This window comes from Pseudomonas sp. 1 R 17, from assembly GCF_900067035.1.
GTDB lineage: Bacteria > Pseudomonadota > Gammaproteobacteria > Pseudomonadales > Pseudomonadaceae > Aquipseudomonas > Aquipseudomonas marginalis.
Genome location: NZ_FKLB01000060.1, coordinates 215396 through 233333 on the forward strand (window position 1 = coordinate 215396; position 17938 = coordinate 233333).

Below are 17938 nucleotides of genomic sequence, written 5' to 3' on the forward strand. Positions count from 1 at the left end.
GATGATTGAACTTGAAGACCACCTGACCCACCTCACCGTGAATCCGGCCGTGGGCGGCAGCCTCGTCAACTGGACGGTGCGCGCCACCGGGCAGCCGCTGCTGCGCCATAACGATGAGCAGGCGATCCATACCGGTTTGCCCGGCAAGCTGGCGTGCTATCCGTTGGTGCCCTGGTCCAACCGCATTGCCCACGGCGGTTTCGACAACCCCGACGGTTGGCTCGCGCTCACGCCCAACAGCCTCACCGATCCGCTGCCGATCCATGGCTCGGCCTGGCAACAGGCGTGGCAGGTGGTCAGCCAGTCGGCGGATGAAGTGGTGCTGGAGGTACTGTGCGAGACGCCGTTTGCCTATCGCGCCGAGCAGCGGATTCGCCTGAGTGACGGAGCGTTAAGTATTGAACTGCGGGTGACCCATCTGGCCGAAACAGCGGCGTGGCACGGCCTGGGCTTGCATCCGTACTTTCCGCGCCGGCCGGGTACCCGGTTGCAGGCCAGGGCCGCACAGGTGTGGATGAGTGACGCATCCAAGTTGCCGACCGGGTTGGCGCCGGTGCCGGGCGAGTGGGACTTCCAGGCATTGAAGCCCCTGCCCGAAGGCTTGGTGGACAACGGGTTTTGCCAGTGGGACGGGCATTGTCGGATCGAACAGCCGGACCTGGGCTATGCGCTGGAATGCCAGGCCAGCGGGGCCGATTACTTCCTGCTGTACTGCCCGCCGGGGCTGGGGTTCTTTTGCATCGAGCCGGTGAGCCATCCGGTGAATGCTCATCACCTGGCGGGACGGCCGGGCCTGAAACTGCTGGAACACAATCAGTCGGTCCAACTCAATTTCAACCTGAAATACACCCCCCTGTAGGAGCGAGCTTGCTCGCGAAAAACCTCAGGGCAACGCGGGGCATCAGGCGCCCCGCGTTATCGTTGACGATCTTCGCGAGCAAGCTCGCTCCTACAGGGATCAGCGTCATGCTCAAGGTGGAGAGTTTTTCAGCCGCCCAGCCGTGTCGATACTCACGACAACCGACAACCCCGGCCGCAACCGTTCGCTCTCGGCCTGATCCGGGTCCACGGTGATCCGCACCGGCACGCGTTGGGCAATCTTCACAAAGTTGCCCGTCGCGTTGTCCGCCTGCAACAGGCTGAACTCCGAGCCCGTGGCTGGGGAGATATGCTGCACCGTGCCGTGAAACCTGCGGTGGTTGAGCGCATCCACGGTGAAAGTCACCGGCTGGCCGACCTGCACATTGTCCATCTGGGTTTCCTTCATGTTGGCGATCACCCACAGCTGCTTCGGCACCAGCGCCATCAACTGCGCGCCGGAGTTGACGTAGGCCCCCAGACGCACGCCAATCTGCCCCAACTGCCCGTCACGGGGCGCCGTAATGCGGGTGTTGGACAGGTCGATCCGCGCCAGCTCCACCGCCGCCTCGGCACTGGCCACCGCCGCTTCCAGGGAGCCGCGATTGACGATCACCGTCTGCAAATCCTGCCGCGCGATTTCCAGGCTGGCCTGGGCCTGGGCCACGGCGGCGATGGTCTGGGCATTGGCGGCGCGGGTCACGTCCAGCTCGCGCCGGGACACCGAACCGTCGCTGATCAGCTCTTCGTTGCGGCGCAGGTCGGCGGTGCTTTTGCGCGCCTGGGCCTGGCTGTCCACCAGTGCGGCCTGGCGCAGCTTGATGGTGGCTTCGGCACTGTTGCGTTGCTGCACCACATTGGCCAGCGCGGCCTTCTGCACCGCCAGTTGCGCCAGGGCCTGGTCGAGGCGCTGCTTGTAGATGCGGTCATCCAGGCGCACCAGCAGGTCGCCGGCCTTGACGTACTGGAAATCCTGCACCGGCACCTCGAACACATAGCCGCTGAGCTGCGGGCCGATAATGGTCACCTGGCCGCGCACCAGAGCGTTCTCGGTGGTTTCCACCGCGCTGCTGAACGGCGGCAATTGCCAGGCATACAGCACGATCAGCACGCCGACGATGGCAATCGCGGCAAAGCCCAGGGACGAGAAGATGCGCACGCGCAATGAGCGCGGCTCGGTAACCGTGGCGCCGGGCGGTGTGGTGCCTTCCGGGGTGGCGGCGATGGCGTTGGTGGTCGTGGTGGTGGGTTCGGTCATGAAGTAGCGCCGCTGGGTTGAACGGGAGTGGCTGCCTTGGTGGTACTCATCAGCCACAGACTGCGGATAAAGATCCAGATCATGGTCAGGATCGCGATAATCGCGATCAGCATGAACACATCGTTGTAGGCCATGACATTGGCCTCGCGGGTCGCCGCCGTGGCCAGGCTGCGGATGCCCATGAGGTTACGCAGTTCCGGGTCGGCGACGATACCGCCATAGGCCGACCCGCCGCTCTGCACCCGTGCGGCCACACGCGGGTCGAGCAGCGTCAGGTGCTCGACGATCATGCTGGAATGATACTTCTCGCGCACGATCTGGAAGGTCCCGAGCAAAGCCGCGCCGATCAGGCCGCCGAGGTTCTGGCAAATCCCGAACATCACCGAAAAGCTCACCAGGTTACGCGGGTTGGCCAGCACGTTTTTGGTCCCCAGCACCATGGTCGGCCCCAGGAAGAAGGTGCCACCGAAGCCTAGCAGGAACTGACTGATGTACAGGTTCTGCGGACGCGTGAGGTTGCTGGAGAAACTGTCCATCACCGAGCCGGTGGCCATCAGCGCCAGGGAGATGACCAACGGCATTAGAAGGTGCGCCGGGTTGATCGTCAGCGCACTGACCACCAGCCCGCTGATCGCGCCGGCCAGCATCACCACGTACAGCGTATGCATCTGCTGGTAGCTCATGTTCAGCATCTGCATGAACCCCACCGCACCGGTGGACTGCTCCGACAGCACCATGCGAATCAGGATCACCGCCAACGCCAGGCGGATCATGGTGCCGCTGCCCAGCCAGCGGGTCATCAGCATCGGGTTGGCGCGGTTATGCTCGATGGCCAGGCCGGCCATGATCAGCACCAGGGAACAGGCCGAGGCCACGCCGATCCACGGCGCTTCCAGCCACCAGTCGATACGCCCCAGGGACAACACCGCACACAGCAGCGCGACACCGCTGGCGAGAATGGCGAAGGTGACGAAGTCGAGTTTTTCAAAGGTCTTGAAGCGGTCGCCGGGAGGCAGTTTGAGCAGGAATACACAACCCAGGCAGATCAGCGCCAGGCCCAGTTCGAACAGGTAAAGCCCGCGCCATTCGGCGATCTGCAACAAGTCCTCGGAGAACAGCCGCGCCAGGGGCAACGCCAACTGCGCCGTGCCCAGCCCCAGCACCAGGGATTTCAACCGCCACTTGGCCGGGAACGCCTGGATCATGTAATACAAGCCCAACGAACTCAGCGCCGCGCCGACCATGCCGTGGGCGGCCCGTACGGCGATGGCCGAGTTGAGGTCGTTGACGAACAAGTGGCCGAAGGTCACCAGCGCATACAGCACCAGAAACACCTCGGTAAACGCGCGCAGGCCGAATTGCTGGCGGAACTTCACCAGCAGCAGGTTCATGCATACGTTGGTCATCACATAGGCGGCGGGCAGCCAGGCCATTTCCGCGGTGGTCGCACCGAGGGCGCCTTGCAGGTATTGCAGGTTGGCGATCACCAGCGCGTTGCCAAGGCCACCGGTGATTGCCACCAGCACGCCGACCATCGCAAACAGCCAGCGCTTGTGCGTCGGATGCAGCGGCGTCGACGGCGAGCCCGGCAGGCTCGGGCGCTCGTGGGGTTCCCAAGGGCGGGGGGTGTATTTGTCCATTCGATGACCTAGATGAGCCGACGGGTGACGTCGGTAAAACCACTACTCAGAGTAGTAAACCTGAGCGGGGTTCATCTTGCCATCTTGGGCGCGTCGGTCAGCGCCCATCTTGCCACTCATGCGCTGCGTTCTTCACTCGAAGGCAGGGATGCCATTATCTCAGCGCGGCACGTTTCCAATATTTCATCCGCCAGGGCCGAGTCATCCGGACACGCCCGCGACAGCATGACCGCACCGATTGCATGGGCCAGCAGGTCGATCATTTTCGCGCGGACCTCTTGCCTGGGCACATCCACACCCGCCGTGTACTTGTCCTCGAGTGCTGCAAGCGTGTTTTCAACGCCACTGGCGAAGGTTGCCTTCAGATCATCTGACTGACGGGCCGCGTCACCACACAGGGCTGCCATGGTGCACCCCTCTCCCCTGCCGTCTCTGTGATCCCTGGACACGTACAGGTTCACAAAGCCCGGAATGTCCAGATCGGAGCTATTCGACAGGGACTTTGCCAGGCTATTTTCCGCTGCTTCGGCCATCAAGTCGGCCTTGGAGCCGAAGTGTTTGTAGAAGCCTCCCTGGGTAAAACCCGCAGTAGCCATGAGTTCTGCCACACCCACACCGTCATAGCCACGCTCACGAAACAGCTCTGACGCCGTCTCCACAATATGAGCTCGGTTGGCGAGTGATTGTGTCTTGGTGATCTTCATTTCGCGCCCCTGGGACTCCTGAACAATGGCCTGACTATACTCTGATGTCGATCACAATCAAAACTGTTGACAGTTTTGATTGTGATCGACATCATAAAACCACCAGCGCATGTCTCTGCGGCTGTACGGCGCGGATCGCCGTCTCTGATCATCCTGAACAATCAAGAGCATCTACTTATGAGCACCCCAGAAACCGTACTGATTACCGGCGCCTCAACAGGCATTGGCGCGACCTACGCCGAGCGTTTTGCCCAACGTGGGCACAATCTCGTGCTGGTAGCCCGCGATAAAGGCCGGCTGGACGCACTGGCCTCGCAGCTGCGTGAGAAACACGCGGTGTCCATTGACGTGATCCAGGCCGACCTGACTCAAACCGGTGACCTGGCCCGCGTCGAAGCACGCCTGCGTGAGGACGCCAGTATCGGCATCCTGGTGAACAATGCGGGCGCCGCCCTCTCCGGCAGCTTCATCGAGCAATCCATCGACAGCGTTACCAACCTGGTCGCGCTCAACACCACCGCCCTGGTGCGACTCGCCAGCGCCATCGCTCCACGCCTGGTACACGCCGGTAACGGCGCGATTATCAACATTGGCTCGGTGGTGGGGCTGGCACCGGAATTCGGCATGAGCGTCTACGGCGCAACCAAGGCGTTCGTGCTGTTTCTATCCCAGGGGCTGAGCCTCGAACTCTCGCCCAAGGGCGTCTACGTGCAAGCCGTTCTTCCAGCCGCCACCCGCACGGAAATCTGGGATCGCGCAGGCATCGACATCAATACCCTGAGCGAAATCATGAGCGTGGACGAGTTGGTCGATGCTGCGCTGGTCGGTTTTGATCGTCGCGAGCCGGTGACCATTCCGCCATTGCAAGACGCCGCCCGCTGGGATGCCCTGCAAGCCGCCCGCCAGGGTTTGCTGTCAGAGATTCGCCAATCGGTCGTCGCCGAGCGCTATCAAGCCAAGGCGTGATTGTCACGTATAGCCATGGGAACTGAACGATGAAAGCCTTCCTGATCGACCGTTACGGCAAGCATCAAGGACGCCTTGCCGAGGTACCGGACCCGGAACCGGGCATCCACGACGTACTGGTCAAGGTACATGCCAGCAGCGTCAACCAGCTGGACTCGAAGATCAGCAAGGGTGAATTCAAACTGATCCTGCCGTACACATTCCCGCTGATCATGGGCAACGACCTGGCCGGCGTCGTCGTTCGCGTAGGGTCAGGCGTGCGCACCTTCAAGCCCGGTGACGAGGTCTACGCGCGCCCGCCCGACGCGCGCATCGGTGGCTTTGCCGAGCTGATCGCGATTAAGGAAAGTGCCCTCGCACTGAAACCCAAAAACACCAGCATGGAACAAGCCGCCGCCCTGCCCCTGGTGGCACTGACCGCCTGGCAGGTGCTGGTTGAAACAGCCCGCGTGAAGAAGGGGCAAAAAGTCTTTATCCAGGCGGGCTCCGGTGGTGTCGGCAGCATTGCCATCCAGCTTGCAAAACACCTGGAGGCTTTCGTTGCCACCACGACCAGCACCGCCAACGTGGATTGGGTCAAGGCGTTGGGAGCAGACGTCGTCATCGACTATACGCAGCAGAATTTCGAAAACGTCTTGCGTGACTACGACGTCGTCTTGAACAGCCTCGGCCCCGCCGAACTGGAAAAATCCCTGCGCATTCTCAAACCGGGTGGGCAGCTCATCTCCATCTCGGGGCCACCGACCGCCGAGTTCGCACGCGAGCAAAAGCTGTCCTGGGGACTCGGTTGGATCATGCGCCTGTTAAGCAGCGGCATACGCAGAAAAGCCCGCAGGCAGGGCGTCGACTATGGGTTCGTGTTCATGCGTGCGAGCGGTGCGCAATTGCAGAAAATCACCGCGCTCGTCGAGTCCGGCGCTATCACACCGGTGATCGACCGAACCTTCCCTCTCGAGGCAACGGCTGAGGCCTTGAGCTACGTCGAACGGGGCAGAGCCAAGGGCAAGGTGGTGATCAAGGTCCTATGACTAAGCCCACCCAACGCTCAAGCTGATGGCGATGCAGACTTGTCCCCCGTGAGGGTGCGAAGCGCCCCCAGCGCGGGACAAGCCCGCTCACCACATCAGCGGCCTGCCACAGTGGATCTCATGGGCATCCACAAGCGCATTTCAAATCAGATCCAACCGAGCCAGCTCCAGTAAGTCGCCGCAAACACCAACATCAACCCATACCCGATCAACGTCACCAGGATCCCCACCTTGGCAAACTGCCGCGCCGTAAACGTCCCCGTCCCCAGGCACACCATGTTCTGCGGCGCATTGATCGGCAGGATAAACCCGTAGCTCATCACAAACCCCAACAGCATGGTCATGCCCAAGCGGTTGAACTCCCCCGGCAAGGTCTGCAGCACCGCAATCAATATCGGCAACAACGCCGAAGTCAGCGCCGTGGCGCTGGCAAAGCCCAGGTGGATCACAATCAGAAACGCCCCCAGGATCGCAAACACCCCCAACGGCCCGACCTGATCCAGGCCGGTGTGCGCCACCACCTGAGCCCCCAGCCATTGCCCGGCCTGGGTGGTCAGCAATGCGGTACCGAGGCTGATGCCCACGCCAAACACGATCACCGTGCCCCACGGAATGCGCGATTGCACATCTTTCCAGGTCATCACCCCGATGCCCGGCAGCAGCAGGAACACCAACCCGGCATAGGTGGTCGAGGTGGTGTCGAACGGGTGCAGGCGCCCTTCCGTGGCCCATGCCAACAGCAGCAGCACCGACACCGTCAGCAAACGTTTCTGCGGGCCGGTCATCGGGCCGATGTCCACCAGGGACTGGGCCACGGCCTCCTTGCCACCGGGGATGCTGTCGGTTTCCGGCGGCAGCAGCTTGATCACCAGGAACAGCAACACCGCCGACATGATCACCGCCCACGGCGCGCCGGCGATCAGCCAGTCGATCCACGACACGCGCTGGCCGAGCATCTTGTCCATAAAGCCCACGGTCAGCAGGTTTTGCGCGGCGGCGGTCTGGATGCCGACGTTCCAGATGCTGGTGCCCTGGGCCACCACGATCATCAGGCCGGCGGCGATGTTGGAGCGCTTGTCCACGCCAAATGCGGCGACCACGCCCATCATGATCGGCACCACACAGGCGCTGCGCGCAGTGGCGCTGGGCACCACGAGGCTGAGCAGGATCGTCACCGCAATCGCCCCGAGCAGAATGCCCCGCGTGCTGGTGCCGACGCGGGTCAGGGTCACCAGGGCGATGCGCCGGTCCAGGCCGGTGTGGGTCATGGCCGCCGCAATGAACAACGCGCCCGCCACCAGGGCCAGTGCCGGGTTGGAAAAGCCGGTAAGCGCCATGCTGATGGCCGGGCTGGAGCCGATCAGGTGCGTGGGGTCTTGCAGCGACGGCGCGGTGCCGAGCAAAAACGCCATGAGCGAGGTGATCATGATCGCGCTGGCTTCATAGGACACCGCCTCGGTGATCCACACCACCACCGCAAACGCGAGGATCGCCAGCATGCGCTGCCCGGCCACCGGCAGGTCGGCGGGCAGCGGCAACAGCAGCACGCCGACCATCACCAGTACGCCGATCACCAGGCCCAGGGGCAACTTGAAAGAGGCTGCGGTTGTTGCGGGGGCGTTCATGGCGGGCTCCGTCGGGCTCTGAATCAGGGAGGCAGCATGGGGCAAAGCGCCGCAACAGGTGTTGACGGGTATCAACACCCTAGGTCAATAACTGGCTCAATACCGCCCGCAACTTGCCGGGCTTGAGCGGTTTGTTCAGCAACGGCGCGTCCAGGCGGCGCAGCGCGCGGCGGCACTGGTCAGTGCGGTCGGCGGTGATGATCACGGCGGGGATGTTCTGCGCGAAATGCTCGCGCAGGTGCTTGACCACCGCACAACCCACCACCCCATGGTCAAGGTGGTAGTCGGCGAGGATCAGCTCCGGCGCCCTGCCCTGCAACGCCAGCAACGCCCCGGCCTGGTCGGTGGCGGTAATTACCTCGCAGCCCCACTGCCCCAGCAGCGCGCGCATGCTGTCGAGGATGCTCACCTCGTTGTCGATCACCAGCAGGCGCCTTCCCGGCAGCGGGTTGCCCGTGCTCGGTTGCGCCGGCAGTTGGCTGATCGCCAGGGGCATCTCGTCGCTGATGGGCACCTCGATACTGAACATCGAGCCGCGCCCCGGCCACGAACGGACTGCCACCGGGTAGCCGAGGATCTCGGCGATGCGCTCGACAATCGCCAGGCCCAGCCCTACGCCTTTGCGGTCCGAGGCACGGCCGACGTCGAGCTGGTTGAACTCGAGGAAGATCGCGTCGAGGCGGTCGGCCGCGATGCCGCGCCCGGTGTCCCACACTTCCAGGCGCAGGCGATCGCCACGGCGGCGCGCGCCGAGCAGGATGCAGCCCTCGTCGGTGTAGCGACAGGCGTTGCTGAGGAAGTTGCGCAGGATCCGCGTCACCAGGCGCAGGTCGGTGCGAATCGCATAATGGCCGGTACGCGCGCGCAGGTTCAGCCCGGCCGCCAGCGCCACCGACTGGAACTCCGAGACCAGCGGCGCAAACAGCTCATCCAGGCGATACAGCGCCACATCGGGCTTGACCGCCGCCTGGTCGAGCCGCGAAATATCCAGCAGGTCGGTGAGCAAATCCTCGGCGCCTTCCAGGGCCTGGTGCGTACGTTCCACCAGCACTTGTTCGACGCTGGGCAGCTTGCGCTCGCGCAAGGTGGAGATCAGCAGTCGCGCGGCGTTGAGTGGCTGCAACAGGTCATGGCTGGCGGCGGCGAGGTATTTGTCCTTGCTGCGGTTGGCGGCCTCGGCGGCATCGCGGGCGTCACGCAGCTCCTGCTCGACCTGCTCGCGCTGGGCGATCTGCTGTTGCAGGTTGCGGTTGGCTTCCAGCAGTTCATCGGTGCGCGCCGCCACGCGCTGCTCCAGCTCATCGTTGAGACGGATATAGCGGTTGCGCTCGGCCTCCAGCTCGTCGAGACGCGCGGTGAGTTCCGGGTAGTGGCTCTTGCGCGCCGAGTGATTACCCAGGCCCAACAGACCGGCGAGGGCCTGTTGCTGGTCGTCAGAGCGCTTCGCCATACACCACCTCGACATCACGCTGGCTGGACTCGCGCGGGTTGGTGAGGATGCACGGGTCGTGCATCGCATGCTGGGACAGGAACGGAATGTCCGCCACGCGCACGCCATGCAGGCCAAGGGTTTCATGGAAGCCGATGGCGTGTTTCAGGGCAATCAGGTGTTCCACCAGGCGCCCACAGATCTGTCGGTGGTTGAGACCACGGCAATCGATGCCGAAGGTCTCGGCAATCACCTTGAAGCGCTCCGGCGCCGAGTTGTAGTTGAACGCCACCACGTGTTCCACCAGCACCGCGTTGCACAAACCATGGGGCAGGTCGAGAAACCCGCCGAGGCTGTGGGACATGGCATGCACCGCGCCGAGGATCGCATTGGAGAACGCCAACCCCGCCTGCATGCTGCCGAGCATGATCTTCTCGCGCAGGGCAATGTCACCGGGGTTGGCGATCATCTGCACCAGGTTGCCGTTGATCAGGCGCATGGCTTCCAGCGCATGGGGGTCGGTCAGCGGGCCATGGCCGGTGGACACGAACGCCTCGATGGCATGCACCAGCGCATCGATGCCGGTACAGGCGGACAGGAACGGGTCCATGCTCGCCGTGGTTTCCGGGTCGATCAGCGACACATCCGGCACCACCGCCTTGCTGACGATGGAGAACTTCATGCGTTCCTGCTGGTTGGAAATGATCACGAACTGCGAGACATCCGCCGAGGTGCCGGCGGTGGTGGGGATCAGGATCAGTGGCGGGCTCGGCACGCGGATGGTGTCCACGCCTTCGAACTCGAGGATGCAGCGCCCATGGGCGACCACAATGCCGATGGCCTTGCCGCAGTCCATGGGGCTGCCGCCGCCGATGGCCACGATCACGTCGCAATGGTTTTCCCGGTACACCTCGGCACCGAGCATCACTTCCTCGACGCGCGGGTTGGGCGACACGGCGCTGTACAGGCAGTAGTCGATGCCGATGGCCTGCAGGCTGGCTTCCACATCGGCGACCCATCCGGCGGCGATCACACCGGGGTCGCTGACCACCAGGACCTTGCGCGCACCAAAGGTCTTGGCGTAGTTACCGACGTTGTGCCGACAGCCGGCACCGAAGATGATTTCAGGCGAGACGAATTTACGCAGGAGGCTCAGATTGGGGCTCATTGGAAAGCCTGTTGTTATTATTTTTGGGAGATGCGCTCCACACTAACCCATTCGCAGGCGTTTGCAATCAGACCAAAGGGTCATTCCCAATAGGGCACCGGCCAGCGCGAGGCTGGCCGGAGATGGATCAGCGGCTGGCGAAGTACATGGTCACTTCGAAGCCGATACGCAGGTCGGTGAAGGCGGGTTTGGTCCACATGGGCAGAGTCCTCTTGTTGTGCCGGAAGATTCCGGTAAAGGCATTAATGCATGGGGGGATGGGGGTGCGAATGCTACTTTCGAACGAAGCGGCGCCTGCATTGGTAGCGGGTGTACGCCGATCAAAATGTGGGAGGGGGCTTGCTCCCGATGGCGGTGTGTCAGCCAGCATTTATGCCTCTGACCCACCGCCATCGGGAGCAAGCCCCCTCCCACAGGGGACCGCATTGCAATCAGAGGGTTAGAAGAAACCCAATGGATTGATGTCGTAGCTCACCAGCAAATTCTTGGTCTGCTGGTAGTGATCGAGCATCATCTTGTGGTTCTCACGCCCCACGCCCGATTTCTTGTAGCCGCCAAACGCCGCATGCGCCGGGTACAGGTGATAACAGTTGGTCCACACGCGGCCGGCCTTGATCGCCCGGCCCATGCGGTAGGCGCGGTTGATGTCGCGGGTCCACAGCCCGGCGCCGAGGCCGAATTCGCTGTCGTTGGCAATCGCCAGGGCTTCGGCTTCGTCCTTGAAGGTGGTGATACCCACCACCGGGCCGAAGATTTCTTCCTGGAACACACGCATCTTGTTGTGGCCCTTGAGCAGGGTCGGCTGGATGTAGTAACCGCTGGACAGGTCGCCCTCCAGGCGCTCGGCCGCGCCGCCGGTGAGCAGCTCGGCGCCCTCTTCCTGGGCGATCTTGAGGTAGGAGAGGATCTTGTCGTATTGCTGTTCGGACGCCTGGGCGCCGACCATGGTCTCGGTGTCCAGCGGGTTGCCGCGCTTGATCTTGACGATCTTCTTCATCACCACTTTCATGAAGTCGTCGTAGATCGACTCCTGCACCAGCGCCCGCGACGGGCAGGTGCACACTTCGCCCTGGTTGAAGAACGCCAGCACCAGGCCTTCGGCGGCTTTTTCGATGAACTGCGGCTCAGCCTGCATGATGTCTTCGAAGAAGATGTTCGGCGACTTGCCGCCTAGTTCCACGGTGGAGGGAATGAGGTTCTCGGCGGCCGCATGCATGATGTGCGCACCGATGGGGGTCGAGCCGGTGAACGCGATCTTGGCAATGCGCTTGCTGGTGGCCAGCGCCTCCCCGGCTTCGCGGCCAAAGCCCTGGACGATATTCAGCACGCCCGGTGGCAGCAGGTCATTGATCAACTCGGCAAACACCATGATCGACAGCGGCGTCTGCTCGGCCGGCTTGAGCACGATGCAGTTACCGGCGGCCAGGGCCGGGGCGAGTTTCCAGGCGGCCATCAGCAGCGGGAAGTTCCACGGAATAATCTGCCCGACCACGCCCAATGGCTCATGGAAGTGATAGGCCGCGGTGTGTTCGTTGATCTCGGCGGCGCCGCCTTCCTGGGCGCGGATGCAGCCGGCGAAGTAGCGGAAGTGGTCGGCGGCCAGGGGCACGTCGGCGTTGAGGGTTTCACGCACGGCCTTGCCGTTGTCCCAGCTTTCGGTCACGGCCAGCACTTCGAGGTGCTGCTCGATACGGTCGGCGATTTTCAGCAGCACCAGGGAGCGATCCTGGGGCGAAGTCTTGCCCCAGGCGTCGGCGGCGGCATGGGCAGCGTCAAGGGCCTTGTCGATATCGGCGGCGTTGGAGCGCGGGAATTCGGCGATCACTTCACCGGTCACCGGCGAGGTGTTGGTGAAGTACTCACCACTGAGCGGGGCGACGAACTCGCCGCCGATGTAATTGCCGTAGCGCTGCTTGAAGCTGACGATGGCGCCAGGGGTGCCAGGTTGTGCGTAGATCATGTTAAAGCCTCTGTCTGGGTCCGGGCCTGTCGGTCAACAGGCGATGACCCGATAGTAAAGAGCCCCCGCTGGCGGGCGAATGCGCCGTTGGCAGGGGGGCACTTGTCATTTGGTCGTAGATTCAGTGCTTGGCGACCAGCTCTTTGGGCAGCTTGAAGGTCCAGAGCATGCCGCCCTGGTTGAAGTCCTTGATGCGCTTGGCCACTTCACCGCCCCACAACGGCACTGCGCCGCCCCAGCCGGAGAGCACCGAGACGTACTGTTCGCCGTCCATTTCCCAGGTCACAGGCGAGCCGAGCACGCCGGAGCCGGTCTGGAATTCCCAGACCTTCTCGCCGGTCTTGGCGTTGAACGCCTGCAGGAAGCCTTCCGGCGTGCCGGTGAACACCAGGTTGCCCTTGGTGGTCAGCACCCCGCCCCACAGCGGCGCGAAGTTCTTGTGGCGCCAGACTTCCTTGCCGGTCTTCGGGTCGATGGCGCGCAGTACGCCGATGTAGTCTTCGTTCAGCGGCTTGATGGTGAAGCCGGCGCCAAGGAACGCCGCGCCCTTCTTGTAGGCGATGCCTTCGTTCCAGATGTCCATGCCCCACTCGTTGGACGGCACATAGAACAGCCCGGTGTCGCGGTTATAGGCCATCGGCATCCAGTTCTTCGCACCGAGGAACGCCGGCGCGACAAACACCGAGGTGCCCTTGGTTTCGCTGCCCGGCGCGCCTGGGCGGCTGGCTTCGTTGTAGATCGGTCGACCGTCCTTATCCAGGCCGCTGGCCCAGGTGATCTTGTCGACAAACGGGAAGCCACGGATGAACTTGCCGTTGGTGCGGTCGAGTACATAGAAGAAGCCGTTGCGGTCAGCGGTGGCTGCCGCTTTGATTTCCTTGCCGCCTTCGGTGTAGTTGAAGGAGATCAGCTCGTTGACGCCGTCATAGTCCCAGCCGTCGTGGGGCGTGCTCTGGAAGTGCCACTTGATGGTGCCGTCGTCCGGGTTCAGCGCCAGGCGCGAGGACGAGTAGAGGTTGTCGCCGGGGCGCAGGTGCGAGTTCCACGGCGCCGGGTTGCCGGTGCCGAACAGCAGCAGGTTGGTTTCCGGGTCGTAGTAGCCGCCCAGCCACGGTGCGGCGCCGCCGGTTTTCCACAGGTCGCCCGGCCAGGTCTTGCCCGCCTCGCCACCGGAGATGCCGTTTTCCACGGCTTTGCCGTCCTTGTAGACATAACCCATATGACCTTCGACCGTCGGGCGGCTCCACAGCAGCTCGCCGTTTTTCGGGTCATAGGCCTGGATCTTGCCGACCACGCCGAATTCGCCACCGGCCACGCCGGTGATCAGCTTGCCGTTGACCACCAGGGGCGCGGCGCTGATCGAGTAGCCTTCCTTGTGGTCGGCGACCTGCTTGCTCCACACCACTTTGCCGGTGTCTTTGTTCAGCGCCACCAGCTTGGCGTCGAGGGTGCCGAAGAACACCAGGTCGCCGTACAACGCCACGCCACGGTTGATCACGTCACAGCACGGGCGGATGTCATCGGGCAGACGCGCATCGTACTGCCAGAGCTTCTTGCCGGTGCGCGCATCCACCGCGAACACCCGCGAGTAGGAACCGGTGAGGTACATCACCCCGTCCTTGATCATCGGCTGCGCCTGTTGCCCACGCTGCTTCTCGCCGCCAAAGGAAAACGCCCAGACCGGGCGCAGTTCCTTGACGTTGTCGACGTTCAGGGTATCGAGGGGGCTGTAGCGCTGGCCCTGCACGCCGAGGCCGTTGGTGACGATCTGCCCGGGGTTTTTAGGGTCCTGGAGGATGTCCTCATCGGTGACCGAGGCCATGGCCTGGCCAGACAACAGGATGGCACCGAGCAACACACTCAAGGCGAAGGGTTGGCGACGTGCGGGTTGGGTCATGACGGCTACCTCTGCGGTTTTTTGTTATACCCGGGAAATTTTCCCGGTCTGGTGCAGATTCTTGGGCGCAGGGGCCGTTGTCACAATTGACCGCAGTATCGAGTTTGCTAGTTCCTTAGTAGCGGGTCAGCGCGCCGAATCCACGCGTTGCATCTGTTCGCGCTCGTAACGCGGGTACAGGTGGCTGACGCTGCGGATCAGTTCATAGCGGCTCAGGCTGATCGCCGCGAAGCGTGCGGGGATGGGGCTGCGGATCATCTCGGCCATGTCGCTGCCCTGGGCCGCGCCGTCACGCAGCAGTTGGTCAAGCCAGGTCAGGTAGTCGCGCATCTGCGTAAAGGGTTGCGCGTCGCTGGCCACCGGGCCATGGCCGGGCACGATCAGGGTCCAGGGCAAGGCTTGCAGGGTGCCGAGGTCAGCCAGCCACACCGCCAGCCCCGGGCTGTTGGGGGTGGTGAGGGCGCGCTGGTAAAACACCAGGTCGCCGGCAAACAGCACGCCGGTGCTCTGGTCGAAGATCGCCAGGTCGGCGCCGGTGTGACCGCTGAGCGCAAGCAGGCGCAAGTCGTGGCGGCCGACGCTCAGCACACCGGGTTCCAGCACCTGGGTGGGCAACACCACCTCGGTGCCGCGCATCCAGTCGCCAACCATGCGATAGAGGTTTTCCGCCATGCCGTCGCCCTGCTCGTGCAGCAGCCGCGTGGTCTCGGCCAGGGCGCCGATGGGCATGTCCTTGAAGGCCTGGTTGCCGAGCGCATGGTCGGGGTGATGATGGGTAATCAGCACCTGGATCACCGGTTTGGGGGTGACACGGGCGATGGCCTCGCGCATGGCTTCGCCGTAGCGCCGCGACGGTCCGGTGTCGATCACCACCACACCGGCCTCGGTGACGATGAAGGCGGTGTTGACGATATTGCCGCCATTGGCCTTGGCAAAATTGTCGGTGCTGCCTTCGAGCAGCCAGGTGTCGTCGGCGATCAGCCGGGGCTTGAGGGCGTAGTCGAGGTCCGCCAGGGCGGGCAGGCTCAGGCCCAGGCATAACAATAGAATCCAGCGCATGCCGCGCTCCTTCTGGTCAGGGGATGGCCGCGTCGAACTCATTGCCGCTGTTGTCGCGCAACACCAGGCGGGTGGGCCCCGGCGCGTCGATGTCGAAGGCCAGGTTGGGGTTTTCGCTGACCGCCGGGAACAACTCAAGGTCAGCCAGCACCTGGCCGTCCTGGCCGCGCAGTTGTGCATGGTTGATAAAAAACTCGGGGATGCCGCTGACCATGCCGTTGTCCATCGGGTGCGCCACCTGCACACGCACCCGGCTGAACTCGCCACGCGGGTAACGGCCGCCGAGCACTTCGCCGATGTGCTCTTCCCAGCCCGGCTGGGTGCGTACCACGCTGGGCGCGGTGCAGCCGCCACCGGCCGCGTCGATCAGGGTCGAGCCCACGTGCCACAGGCCGTCATCGGTGAGCACCGCCGCCCGCAACGGCGTGGCCTGCTCGATACGAATCCGCAGCGACAGCCACGGCAGCACCCCGGCCTTGGGCTGGAAGTCGACGATTTTCGGCAACGGGTTGAGCTCAGCCCAGGCGAGGATCTTTACCACATGGCCGCTGAAGGCCCGTGCATCGATTTCCAGGGGCACCTGGCGCGCATCTTCGGCAAACGGCGGCGCAAGCAGCTTGACTCGGTCGTCGAACACGAACGGCGCCAGCGCCAGGAACTGCTTGTGATAGAAGTCCCACATCACCGACGGCACCGGATCGACCTCCACGGCGTGCGCCGCCAGCGGCAGCCAGCAGGCCAGGATGCAGCTCAATCGCCAGTTCATCGCCTGCTCCTATTGATACATCTCGGGCACTTCGTACTGCAGGCCGTAACGGGCATAGATGGCTTGCACCGCGCCGTCGCGGATCAGGCCTTCCAGCGCCTCTTCCACCGCGTAGGCCAACTGGCGATTGCTCTCGTGCACCGCCATGCCGATCTCCCAGCGTTGCTTGCCCATGTTCGGGTAGGCGTTTTCGGCCAGGGCCAGTTGCGGGTCATGGGCCTCGTGCACCTGCCAATCGACTTCGCCGCGCATCGCCATCACCGCATCGACCTCACCGGCTTTCATCGCCGCAAAGGCCTGGGGTACGTCGGGGTAGTGATGGGTCTTGGCGGCGAGCATGCCGTTGAACACCGAGGTGAGGTAGAACGACGGCACGCTGTCGACTTCGACGCCAATCGGGTGCTGCTCGAACACCGCCACGCTGGCAACCGTGTCCAGGCGCCGACGGTCATAAGCCACCTGCCATTGTTCGTTCTGGTACGGCCCGAACATCACCACATGGCCGTTTTCCAGTTCGCCCTGGTCGTTGCGCTTTTGTGCGTAATCGCGGTCGTAGGGCGCGCGCATCATCAGGTCGGCCAGTTGCTGGTTGTGCAACGGGCTGCCGCGCCAGATGTAGTCGCGCAGGTCGTCGTCGAGCTTCTCGCCGGCCGGCGCCCAGATCAACTTCAGCCGTACCCCCAGCGCCGTGGCCAGGGCCTGGGCCAGTTCCACGTCGACCCCGCGCGCGGTGGCGCCGTCTTCGAAACTGTAGGGGGCAAAGTCCTTGTACACCGCCACGTTGATTTCGCCGGCGGCGATCATCTGGTCATAGCTGCGCACCTGCGCCTGTGCCGGCTGGCAACACAGCAGGGCCAGGCCAAGCACATAAGCGAACAGGCGCATGGCTTACTCCTCGACGTGCACGCTGTCCAGGTAGGTGCGCACGGCCCACAAGGCTTCCTGGCTCAGATAGTCGGCCATTTTCGGCATGTACACGCGACCGTCACGCACCGCGCCATGGCGCACGCGCTCGACGAACCACTCATCACCGGCTTCGCCCACATCGAGCATGCGCAGGTCGGGGGCGATACCGCCGGACTTGGCTTCCAGGCCGTGGCAGGCGGCGCAGTTCTGGTTGTAGGCGGACGAGCCGATTTCCACGGCGCGGTCGTGTTCAGGCGAGGTGCGGTACGGGTTGACCGCCGCCCAGCCGTCTTCGTTGACCGGTACGCCGGCGTCCTTGATCGAGGTCAGGCCCTTGGTTTCCACCGCTTGCGGGACCACGTTGCCATGGGCCCAGGCGGAGCCCCCGGCGATCACACCGACCAACAGCCCGGCGACGAGCAAGGCATTGTGTTTTGTTGTCATTATTTTTGCCCTCAGGATTGCACGCAAAACCTCATTGCAGAGGCTATGGCAACCATCTTAGAAACCCCGGGGCATAGGCCGTATGCTGCTTTGGTGGCCGCCCTCTCCTCCCTTGGTAGTAGGGCTTGTGGGGCACGCCTAAAACAGCGGCGCCTCGGGAAGTCTTCCCGGCCACGGCGGGAGTTTTTCCGTATCCGCCCGGCGCCCCGGCGTTCCACCCTGTGCAGGCC

Annotated in this window: 16 protein-coding genes; 3 read left to right on the plus strand and 13 right to left on the minus strand. The window is 63.5% G+C overall.

Features of this window, described 5'->3' with window-relative positions; all coding sequences use genetic code 11:
- Window position 1: 1 nt before the first annotated feature.
- Window positions 2–859, plus strand: a complete 858-nt coding sequence (locus tag BFP99_RS24370) for an aldose 1-epimerase (protein ID WP_065948403.1) — start codon at window positions 2–4, stop codon at window positions 857–859.
- 111 nt (window positions 860–970) lie between these two features.
- Here the strand turns inward: BFP99_RS24370 and BFP99_RS24375 are convergent, their stop codons facing one another.
- From BFP99_RS24375 to BFP99_RS24385, 3 genes are all read right to left on the minus strand, one after another.
- Window positions 971–2116, minus strand: a complete 1146-nt coding sequence (locus BFP99_RS24375; RefSeq protein ID WP_065948404.1) for an HlyD family secretion protein — start codon at window positions 2114–2116, stop codon at window positions 971–973.
- Window positions 2113–3756, minus strand: a complete 1644-nt coding sequence (locus BFP99_RS24380; protein WP_065927000.1) for an MFS transporter — start codon at window positions 3754–3756, stop codon at window positions 2113–2115. The genes BFP99_RS24375 and BFP99_RS24380 overlap by 4 nt, the downstream gene beginning before the upstream one ends.
- A gap of 116 nt (window positions 3757–3872) precedes the next feature.
- Window positions 3873–4460, minus strand: coding sequence for a TetR/AcrR family transcriptional regulator (locus tag BFP99_RS24385; protein WP_065948405.1), 588 nt, complete (start codon window positions 4458–4460; stop codon window positions 3873–3875).
- 177 nt (window positions 4461–4637) lie between these two features.
- Between BFP99_RS24385 and BFP99_RS24390 the strand changes: the two genes are divergently transcribed.
- Together BFP99_RS24390 and BFP99_RS24395 are read left to right on the plus strand one after the other, a co-directional pair.
- Window positions 4638–5426, plus strand: a complete 789-nt coding sequence (locus BFP99_RS24390; protein WP_065948406.1) for an SDR family NAD(P)-dependent oxidoreductase — start codon at window positions 4638–4640, stop codon at window positions 5424–5426.
- A 29-nt stretch (window positions 5427–5455) separates the two neighbouring features.
- Entirely contained in the window at window positions 5456–6454 is a 999-nt protein-coding gene (locus tag BFP99_RS24395) for an NADP-dependent oxidoreductase (protein WP_065948407.1), read from the plus strand.
- A gap of 146 nt (window positions 6455–6600) precedes the next feature.
- Here the strand turns inward: BFP99_RS24395 and BFP99_RS24400 are convergent, their stop codons facing one another.
- The 10 genes from BFP99_RS24400 to pedF form a co-directional block, all read right to left on the minus strand.
- On the minus strand, window positions 6601–8079 hold the full coding sequence (locus BFP99_RS24400) for a DASS family sodium-coupled anion symporter (RefSeq protein WP_065948408.1): 1479 nt from the start codon (window positions 8077–8079) through the stop codon (window positions 6601–6603).
- A gap of 79 nt (window positions 8080–8158) precedes the next feature.
- Entirely contained in the window at window positions 8159–9529 is a 1371-nt protein-coding gene (locus BFP99_RS24405; RefSeq protein WP_065948409.1) for an ATP-binding response regulator, read from the minus strand.
- Complete coding sequence (ercA, locus tag BFP99_RS24410) at window positions 9513–10676, minus strand: alcohol dehydrogenase-like regulatory protein ErcA (protein ID WP_065926995.1); 1164 nt, start codon at window positions 10674–10676, stop codon at window positions 9513–9515. The genes BFP99_RS24405 and ercA overlap by 17 nt, the downstream gene beginning before the upstream one ends.
- Window positions 10677–10803: 127 nt before the next feature.
- Window positions 10804–10875 (minus strand): pyrroloquinoline quinone precursor peptide PqqA, encoded by a 72-nt coding sequence (gene pqqA / locus BFP99_RS32415; protein ID WP_010209364.1) that lies wholly within the window; start codon window positions 10873–10875, stop codon window positions 10804–10806.
- Between the two features lie 240 nt (window positions 10876–11115).
- The gene (locus BFP99_RS24415; RefSeq protein ID WP_010209363.1) at window positions 11116–12636 is read right to left on the minus strand and encodes an acetaldehyde dehydrogenase ExaC; all 1521 of its coding nucleotides are present in this window, start codon (window positions 12634–12636) and stop codon (window positions 11116–11118) included.
- Between the two features lie 121 nt (window positions 12637–12757).
- Window positions 12758–14533: a PQQ-dependent methanol/ethanol family dehydrogenase gene (locus BFP99_RS24420; protein ID WP_065948410.1), complete on the minus strand. Its 1776-nt coding sequence runs from the start codon at window positions 14531–14533 to the stop codon at window positions 12758–12760.
- 126 nt (window positions 14534–14659) lie between these two features.
- A complete protein-coding gene (locus tag BFP99_RS24425) occupies window positions 14660–15592 on the minus strand; it encodes a quinoprotein relay system zinc metallohydrolase 1 (RefSeq protein WP_065948411.1) in 933 nt (310 codons plus the stop codon).
- Between the two features lie 16 nt (window positions 15593–15608).
- Window positions 15609–16358: a quinoprotein dehydrogenase-associated SoxYZ-like carrier gene (locus tag BFP99_RS24430; protein WP_065926991.1), complete on the minus strand. Its 750-nt coding sequence runs from the start codon at window positions 16356–16358 to the stop codon at window positions 15609–15611.
- Window positions 16359–16367: 9 nt separating this feature from the next.
- Entirely contained in the window at window positions 16368–17243 is an 876-nt protein-coding gene (locus tag BFP99_RS24435) for a substrate-binding periplasmic protein (RefSeq protein ID WP_065948412.1), read from the minus strand.
- Between the two features lie 3 nt (window positions 17244–17246).
- Window positions 17247–17708 carry a cytochrome c-550 PedF gene (pedF, locus tag BFP99_RS24440; protein ID WP_027606205.1) on the minus strand — a complete coding sequence of 154 codons (462 nt, stop codon included), beginning with the start codon at window positions 17706–17708 and terminating at the stop codon, window positions 17247–17249.
- Window positions 17709–17938: the final 230 nt, after the last annotated feature.

Coding starts and splice junctions, on each gene's coding strand:
- BFP99_RS24370 (WP_065948403.1), top strand. CDS start 2: ATGATTGAACTTGAAGACCACCTGACCCACCTCACCGTGAATCCGGCC.
- BFP99_RS24375 (WP_065948404.1), bottom strand. CDS start 2,116: ATGACCGAACCCACCACCACGACCACCAACGCCATCGCCGCCACCCCG.
- BFP99_RS24380 (WP_065927000.1), bottom strand. CDS start 3,756: ATGGACAAATACACCCCCCGCCCTTGGGAACCCCACGAGCGCCCGAGC.
- BFP99_RS24385 (WP_065948405.1), bottom strand. CDS start 4,460: ATGAAGATCACCAAGACACAATCACTCGCCAACCGAGCTCATATTGTG.
- BFP99_RS24390 (WP_065948406.1), top strand. CDS start 4,638: ATGAGCACCCCAGAAACCGTACTGATTACCGGCGCCTCAACAGGCATT.
- BFP99_RS24395 (WP_065948407.1), top strand. CDS start 5,456: ATGAAAGCCTTCCTGATCGACCGTTACGGCAAGCATCAAGGACGCCTT.
- BFP99_RS24400 (WP_065948408.1), bottom strand. CDS start 8,079: ATGAACGCCCCCGCAACAACCGCAGCCTCTTTCAAGTTGCCCCTGGGC.
- BFP99_RS24405 (WP_065948409.1), bottom strand. CDS start 9,529: ATGGCGAAGCGCTCTGACGACCAGCAACAGGCCCTCGCCGGTCTGTTG.
- ercA (WP_065926995.1), bottom strand. CDS start 10,676: ATGAGCCCCAATCTGAGCCTCCTGCGTAAATTCGTCTCGCCTGAAATC.
- BFP99_RS24415 (WP_010209363.1), bottom strand. CDS start 12,636: ATGATCTACGCACAACCTGGCACCCCTGGCGCCATCGTCAGCTTCAAG.
- BFP99_RS24420 (WP_065948410.1), bottom strand. CDS start 14,533: ATGACCCAACCCGCACGTCGCCAACCCTTCGCCTTGAGTGTGTTGCTC.
- BFP99_RS24425 (WP_065948411.1), bottom strand. CDS start 15,592: ATGCGCTGGATTCTATTGTTATGCCTGGGCCTGAGCCTGCCCGCCCTG.
- BFP99_RS24430 (WP_065926991.1), bottom strand. CDS start 16,358: ATGAACTGGCGATTGAGCTGCATCCTGGCCTGCTGGCTGCCGCTGGCG.
- BFP99_RS24435 (WP_065948412.1), bottom strand. CDS start 17,243: ATGCGCCTGTTCGCTTATGTGCTTGGCCTGGCCCTGCTGTGTTGCCAG.
- pedF (WP_027606205.1), bottom strand. CDS start 17,708: ATGACAACAAAACACAATGCCTTGCTCGTCGCCGGGCTGTTGGTCGGT.